Source organism: uncultured Jatrophihabitans sp., from assembly GCF_964251945.1.
GTDB lineage: Bacteria > Actinomycetota > Actinomycetes > Mycobacteriales > Jatrophihabitantaceae > Jatrophihabitans.
The window spans coordinates 196,828-203,897 of the sequence record NZ_CAXULP010000007.1; the positions used below are offsets into that span (position 1 = coordinate 196,828).

Genomic DNA, 7,070 nt, shown 5'->3' on the forward strand with positions numbered 1-7,070 from the left:
GCACCGGTCAGTGGTGCAATTCCGACTCAGTGGCTCGGAATATCGCGCCACTGAGCTGGTATCGCGCCACGCAACCGGAGCGATCAGCTCAGCTCAGCTCAGCTCAGCTCGCAGACGTAGATCGCGGTGCCGGGCAGGATCGCGCCGCGCAATGGCGACCACTGGCCCCACTCGGCGGTGTGCCCCGCCGGCCACTCCGGCTCGACGACGTCGACGAGCCGGAACCCGGCCGCCGCGATCTCGCGCACCCGCTGGCCTAGCGTGCGGTGGTGCTCGACGTAGGTGGGCGTGCCGTCCTCGTCATGCTCGACGTACGGCGTCGTGTCCCAGTAGGGCATCGTCGCGCGCAGCCCGGCCGGGCCAGGATCGTCGGGGAACGACCAGCGCGTCGGGTGCGTCGTCGAGAACACCCACCGCCCGCCGGGCCGCAGCACCCGCGCGACCTCGCGCATCACTGCGGCGCTGTCCGCGACGAACGCAACCGCGCCGAACGCGGTGAATGCGAGGTCGAACGCGGCGTCGCGGAAGGGCAGCCGCTGCGCGTCGGCCTGCGCCAAGGGCACGGCCACGCCGGTCCGCGCGGCCGCGTCGCGCGCGTGGCGCAGCATGCCCGCCGACAGGTCGAAGGCCACCGGCCGGGCGCCGGCGCCGACGAGCCAGCGCGAGCACATCGCCGACCCGCAGCCGACCTCGAGCACCCGCAGGCCCCGGACGTCGCCGAGCAGACGGGCGTCGGCCTCGCGCAGCCGCTCCGGCGACCACACGAAGTCCGTCTCGCCGAGGAAGTCGCCGTGCTCGGCGTGGTAGGCGTCGGCGTCGGAATCCCACCAGCCGCGGTTGGCCCGCACCGACGTCGGGTCGTCCGCGGTGCGCCGGCCGCCGCCGGCGGCGATCGGCCGCTCACTCACGACGCGACGATATCCAGCCCGTCCGCCCGAGTTGTCCTCGCTTCGTCGGGCTGTGGCACGACGAAGCGAGGACAACTCGGGAATGGTGGCGGTCGTCGCCTCGGATTCCCACATCGGTTACCCGCCAGTAACATGACGGTCATGCCTGTTCCGCTGCGCACCGCCGCATTCTGGACCGTCTACAAGCTGCTCGACCGCGCGCCGGTCATGCAGCAACCAGCCGAGAAGGTGCGTGCGGCCGCCGACGCGCGCGCCAAGTTTCTGCGAATGCCCGGCGCCTGGCTGATCGCCGGCCGCGCCGACCCGCACGCCGAGATCACCGAGCGAGCCGCCAAGTCCTCCGACGGCGTCGAGCTGCCGCTGCGCGTCTACCGGCCGAAGGACGCGGGCACTGCCGTGTTGCCGGTCGTCGTCAACTTCCACGGCGGCGGCTGGGTGTCCGGCGACGCCCGGCAGTCCGAATGGTGGGCCAGCGCGCTCGCCGCGCAAGCGCACGTCGTCGTCGTGTCGGTCGAGTACCGGCTCGCGCCCGAGCACCCCTTCCCCGGGCCGGCCGAGGACTGCTACGACGCGACGGTCTGGGTGGCCGAACACGCGGGCGAGTTCGGCGTGGATCCGCAGCGGTTGGCGGTGATGGGCGACAGCGCCGGCGGCAACCTCGCCGCGGTGGTGTCGCTGATGGCTCGCGACCGCGGCGGCCCGGCCATCGCGCAGCAGATCCTGATCTACCCCTCCGTCGACCTCGCCGCGGATCTGCCGTCGGAGAAGGAGAACGGCAACGCGCCGATCCTCACCAGCAAGGACATCGCGACCACGCCCGGGCTGTACTTCCACAACTCGACGCGGGAGATGACCGACCCCTACGCCTCGCCCTTGCGCGCGACGCTGGACGACCTGCCGCCGGCGCTGATCCAGACGGCCCAATTCGACCCGCTGCGCGACCACGGCGCGGCCTACGCCAAGGCGCTGCGGGCGGCGGGTGTGCCGGTGCGATTGACGAACTACGTCGACGCGGTGCACGGCTACATCTCGCTGCCCGGAATAGTGCCGGCCGCCCGCCAGGCGCTGGCCGAGACGATCGCCGAGGTGCGCGAGGTGCTGGGCGCCGTCGGCTGACCGCGATTGCCGGAAACGCTGACCTCAGGGGTAGGGTTGAGCGCTGGTGGGACAGGTCTGTGGCCTCGACATGGAGTAGGCCGCCGAAGCTCGAGCATCTCGTCGGCTTCGATAAGGCCCTGTCCGCCGAACTGCGAACCCTTGTCAGGACCCACCAACTTCATGACGTCCACCACCGAAGCCCCTGCTCCAGCCAGCATCACCCCGCAAGTCGCGATCAACGACATCGGCTCGGCCGACGACTTCCTCGCCGCCATCGATAAGACGATCAAGTACTTCAACGATGGCGACATCGTCGAGGGCACGATCGTCAAGGTCGACCGGGACGAAGTCCTGCTCGACATCGGTTACAAGACCGAAGGCGTGATCCCCTCCCGCGAACTCTCCATCAAGCACGACGTCGACCCCAACGAGGTCGTTTCCGTAGGCGATGAGGTCGAGGCGCTCGTCCTGCAGAAGGAGGACAAAGAGGGCCGGCTGATCCTGTCCAAGAAGCGCGCGCAGTACGAGCGCGCCTGGGGCACGATCGAGCAGAAGAAGGACAACGACGAGGTCGTCGAAGGCACCGTCATCGAGGTCGTCAAGGGCGGCCTGATCCTCGACATCGGCCTGCGCGGCTTCCTGCCCGCCTCCCTTGTCGAGATGCGCCGGGTGCGCGACCTGCAGCCCTACGTCGGGAAGACGCTCGAGGCGAAGATCATCGAGCTGGACAAGAACCGCAACAACGTCGTGCTCTCGCGCCGCGCGTGGCTCGAGCAGACGCAGTCCGAGGTGCGCAGCGAATTCCTCAACAAGCTCGCCAAGGACCAGGTGCGCACCGGCGTGGTGTCCTCGATCGTCAACTTCGGCGCCTTCGTCGATCTTGGCGGGGTGGACGGCCTGGTGCACGTGTCCGAGCTGTCCTGGAAGCACATCGACCACCCGTCCGAGGTCGTCGAGGTCGGACAGGAGGTCACCGTTGAGGTGCTCGACATCGACCTCGACCGCGAGCGCGTCTCCCTGTCGCTGAAGGCGACTCAGGAAGACCCGTGGCGGCACTTCGCGCGGACACACCAGATCGGCCAGGTCGTGCCCGGCAAGGTCACCAAGCTGGTTCCGTTCGGCGCGTTCGTCCGGGTGCAGGATGGCATCGAGGGTCTGGTGCACATCTCCGAGCTCGCCGAGCGGCATGTGGAGATCCCGGAGCAGGTCGTCAACGTCGGCGACGACCTGCTGGTCAAGGTCATCGACATCGACCTCGAGCGCCGGCGGATCTCGCTGTCACTGAAGCAGGCCAACGAGGGCGCGCTGACCGATGACAGCTTCGACCCGGCGCAGTACGGCATGGAAGCCCAGTACGACGACAAGGGCAACTACATATACCCCGAGGGCTTCGACCCCGAGACCAACGAATGGCTCGACGGCTACGACGAGGCTCGCGAGGCCTGGGAGAAGCGGTACGCGGCCGCCCGCGAGCGGTTCGAGGCGCACCGCAAGCAGCTCGAGGACGCCCAGAAGGCGGACGCTGCCGCAGCGTCGGACTCCGGCGAGGCGACGTCCTACAGCTCCGACGCCGCGCCGGCCGACGCCGACAGTGGCGGCTCGCTTGCTTCCGACGAGGCGCTCGCCGCGCTGCGGGAGAAGCTCGCCGGCCGCTGAGGCTGGGCCGCCTCGCCGGATTTCCGTTGCCCCCTGGGCCGCTTGACCGTCGCAGTGGCGCTGTTGCTGGTTCGTTCCAGCGCAGCGCCGCTGTGCTGTTGGGCGGTCCGCTAACGTCGCAAACGTGCGCGTTGGGCTGACCGGGGGAGTGGGTTCTGGAAAGAGCACCGTCGCGAGGCTGCTCGCCGAGCGTGGGGCGTTCGTGATCGACGCCGACGCGATCTCCCGCGAGGTGGTGGAGCCCGGCACGCCCGGTCTTGCCGCCGTCGTCGAGCGGTTCGGCCGGGGCGTGCTGACCGCGGACGGCGCGCTGGACCGACCGGCGCTTGCCGCGATCGTGTTCGCCGACCCTGAGCAGCGCGCCGCGCTGAACGCGATCGTGCACCCGCTCGTCGGCGCGCGGACCGACGAGCTCATGTCGCACGCGCCCGAGGGCGCGGTGGTCGTCTACGACGTCCCGTTGCTGGCGGAGAACGGCCTCGCCGCCGGCTTCGACACCGTGGTCGTGGTCGAGGCCGGCGTCGACCTCCGGCTGGCCCGATTGGCCGGCCGCGGCATGGCGGAGGCCGACGCGCGGGAGCGGATGTCGGCGCAGGCGAGCGACGAACAGCGCCGCGCGGTGGCGGACCACCTAATAGTGAACGACGGCGATCTGGACGCGCTGGCGAGGCAGATCGACGAGTTATGGCCAGTGCTCGCCGGGTAGGCAGGCGGCCCCTGGCGCGGTTCGGACCGGTTTGGAACGACCTTCCCGCGTCGGATAGAGTCGATGATCGGCACGAGGCGCGAGAGCGTCGGTGCGTTTCGCGGACGTAGCGCAGCTGGTAGCGCATCACCTTGCCAAGGTGAGGGTCGCGGGTTCGAATCCCGTCGTCCGCTCGAGGTACCGCATTCGGCGGCCGGGCACCGCACGCGCTGGCCTTGGCGGTCGGGCGGCGGATTGCGGCGGCGTGGCCGAGTGGCTTAGGCAAGGGCCTGCAAAGCCCTGTACGCGGGTTCGATTCCCGCCGCCGCCTCGAACGGACAACCACCGGCCAGCCGGTGCACACAGCGGGGCGATTAGCTCAGTGGGAGAGCACTACCTTGACACGGTAGGGGTCACTGGTTCAATCCCAGTATCGCCCACCACCTACAGGCCCCGTATTCCGGGGCCTGTAGTCATTTACGGGGTAGTTCGAATGCTCGCCACTGGGGCCAGATTCCGTGAGGATTTTGTCTGCGCTTCCGCCGCGTTTCGGGCGATGACGTCCAGGCGGTCCGCCACGGCGTCTAGGTCGGCGTCGAACAAGTCCGCATATCGTCCAGTGTCAACGTGGCCGACGCGTGCCCGAGCATGCGCTGAACCGCCTTAACGTTCGCCCCCGTACTCACGGCCAGACTCGCGGCGGTATGCCGTAGCTCGTGAGGCGTGAGGCTGTCCACGCCGATCGCGCAGGCCGCCCGGTTGAACCACGCCCGCCGCGCGTTCCGGTTCCGCAGCACGCCGCCGTCCGGCGCAGTGAACACGAGATCGCCGGGTGACTTCCCGGCCAGGTGTGCGGCCAGGTCGCCCAGGAACCCGGGTACAGGAACCGAGCGATTCTCGTGATTTTCGGGGCCCCCACTCCAATCGAGAGCCGTTGACTTCGCTCACCGACGCCGAGACCAAGATGCGGCGGCGCATGAGGTCCACAGACGTCACGCGCAGTGCTGCTAACTCACCCCATCGCAGACCGCAGTAGGCGAGCACGAGCACAACTAGCCGGTACTGACCGAATGCGGCGTCTGTGGCCCGCCTTGGACGCCCTGATGGCAACCTGGACGCCTCGGCGGCCAGCTGGGCGACCTGCGCGGCCGTCAGGTACCGAAGCGGCTTCTGAGCGCTGCGGGGCAGGTTCAGGCCGTCGCAGGGGTTCGAGGGCAGACGCTTGGACCGAACGGCGAGCGCGAGAATGCCGCTCAGCACGTTGTGGATCTTGTGCACGTGGCCCGCGCTTGCACCCGACGCGACCAGTTCGGCAATCCACGCCTGTAGCGCAGCGTGGTCCACGCGTGCCAGGGGAGTGCTGCCCCAGCGCGGTCGAATGTGGACGCTTAGGACCGACTCGTACAGGGCGCGTGTCGATGGTTTCAAGTCAACCTTGGTGGACAGCCGCTCGTCGGCTTGCGCGCCGACTGTGACCCGCCCGGCCGCCGGGTCGATGTAGGTGCCAGACAGACCCTTGCTACTGCCACGCTGCCCCGTCGGGTAATCGTCGAGACGATGGTCGCCGCGGTAGCCTGGCGATCGTGAGGAGCCGGGCGCTGTTCGTCGCTCGGTGTTTTGCGGCCGGGTTGGGTTCCCTGACGTCGCTCTACCAGTGGTACGTGTCGCTGATCGCGGTCGCGTTGGTCGCCTTCGGAGTGTCCGCCCCACCCGTGGTTCATTGGGTCTCGCTGGCCTGGACGCTGCCGATCGGAGTCGTTGTTCTCGCCGTGGTGCTCGTCGAAGGCGCGTATAGGCGTGCCGGGCAAAGCGAGCCTGTGGGCGGCAGCTCGGCTAGGACTCCCTACCCCGTCCCAATGCTGCACGTGACTCGTTCACACGACGGTGACCTGTCGAATATCTCGTCAGAAGGTGGTGCAATCCGGATTGACGAGTCCGACCGGCTCCGGCTTCGGAACTTGCGCTACACCGCCAGTCGCCCGTCCGATGAAGCGGACTAGCCCGCAAATTTGCTGTCCCTCATTGTCACACCCTTGCCGCCGATGATGCGGAGTGCCGTTCCGGCTCCTGTACCGGAACTTTCGATATTGGAAATCTCGGCCCCGTCGGAATTGCTGATGGTGATCGCTGCGGGGTGGGACGGCGTTGGCGCGTCCCCACCCCAGATTTCAACCATTGCGCGGCGCTCTGGCGGCACATCGATTGTGTCAAGCGGTCGATTTCTCGGAGGGGCCGGCGGTCGCTCGAATAATGGCCTGCCCGCTCGGCCTAGAAGACTCGCGCCAGCCGCCACCAGGCGTCGAGTGTCCTCGGACTGGCACCCCGCACACCGTGCGCCGTGATCACGTGTGCGCCATGGTCGGCGCTCCTCAAACTGTTGGCCACATTGGTTGCAAGCGAAGAGATAGATGGCCATTATGGACGCCTCCGTCGATCACTTCGGCCCTGCTGCCCTACGTGGGCGACGCCTCGTACATTCTAGCCACGGCCGCGAGGCGAACGTGCCATCTCGGGGTCGATTCGATCCGGTTAGCTGCTCGACTTCGAAAGATAGTTCCGTAGCAGAACGTCGTACGAGATGATCTGGCTTGGCTCAATTTGGTGCGCAGGTCTTTTTCAGACGATGACGGCGAGGGCGGCCCGTAACTCGGGTGGTAGAGGTTCTTCGGCGGTGAGGACGTGCCCGGCGGTGCGGATGGCGATGGTGCGGTAGCGGCGGGTGG

At 68.2% G+C, this 7,070-nt stretch carries 6 protein-coding genes and 3 tRNA genes; 6 read left to right on the plus strand and 3 right to left on the minus strand.

The features are described from left to right. Positions 1–98: 98 nt before the first annotated feature. The gene (locus tag ACFFBG_RS14875) at positions 99–908 is read right to left on the minus strand and encodes a class I SAM-dependent methyltransferase (protein ID WP_375480029.1); all 810 of its coding nucleotides are present in this window, start codon (positions 906–908) and stop codon (positions 99–101) included. Between the two features lie 141 nt (positions 909–1,049). Between ACFFBG_RS14875 and ACFFBG_RS14880 the strand changes: the two genes are divergently transcribed. The 6 genes from ACFFBG_RS14880 (at position 1,050) to ACFFBG_RS14905 (ending at position 4,790) form a co-directional block, all read left to right on the plus strand. Then, positions 1,050–2,024 (plus strand): alpha/beta hydrolase, encoded by a 975-nt coding sequence (locus tag ACFFBG_RS14880; protein ID WP_375480031.1) that lies wholly within the window; start codon positions 1,050–1,052, stop codon positions 2,022–2,024. A gap of 162 nt (positions 2,025–2,186) precedes the next feature. Further along, entirely contained in the window at positions 2,187–3,662 is a 1,476-nt protein-coding gene (gene rpsA / locus ACFFBG_RS14885) for a 30S ribosomal protein S1 (RefSeq protein ID WP_375480033.1), read from the plus strand. Between the two features lie 124 nt (positions 3,663–3,786). Continuing rightward, positions 3,787–4,368, plus strand: a complete 582-nt coding sequence (gene coaE / locus ACFFBG_RS14890; protein WP_375480035.1) for a dephospho-CoA kinase — start codon at positions 3,787–3,789, stop codon at positions 4,366–4,368. 100 nt (positions 4,369–4,468) lie between these two features. Continuing rightward, a tRNA-Gly gene (locus ACFFBG_RS14895) sits at positions 4,469–4,541 on the plus strand. 65 nt (positions 4,542–4,606) lie between these two features. Further along, a tRNA-Cys gene (locus ACFFBG_RS14900) sits at positions 4,607–4,678 on the plus strand. A gap of 37 nt (positions 4,679–4,715) precedes the next feature. Then, positions 4,716–4,790 (plus strand) — tRNA-Val (locus ACFFBG_RS14905). A 141-nt stretch (positions 4,791–4,931) separates the two neighbouring features. Here the strand turns inward: ACFFBG_RS14905 and ACFFBG_RS14910 are convergent. Both ACFFBG_RS14910 and ACFFBG_RS14915 read right to left on the minus strand, forming a co-directional pair. Beyond that, positions 4,932–5,168 carry a tyrosine-type recombinase/integrase gene (locus ACFFBG_RS14910; protein WP_375480037.1) on the minus strand — a complete coding sequence of 79 codons (237 nt, stop codon included), beginning with the start codon at positions 5,166–5,168 and terminating at the stop codon, positions 4,932–4,934. A gap of 1,175 nt (positions 5,169–6,343) precedes the next feature. Continuing rightward, positions 6,344–6,763 (minus strand): zinc ribbon domain-containing protein, encoded by a 420-nt coding sequence (locus ACFFBG_RS14915; protein WP_375480039.1) that lies wholly within the window; start codon positions 6,761–6,763, stop codon positions 6,344–6,346. Positions 6,764–7,070: the final 307 nt, after the last annotated feature.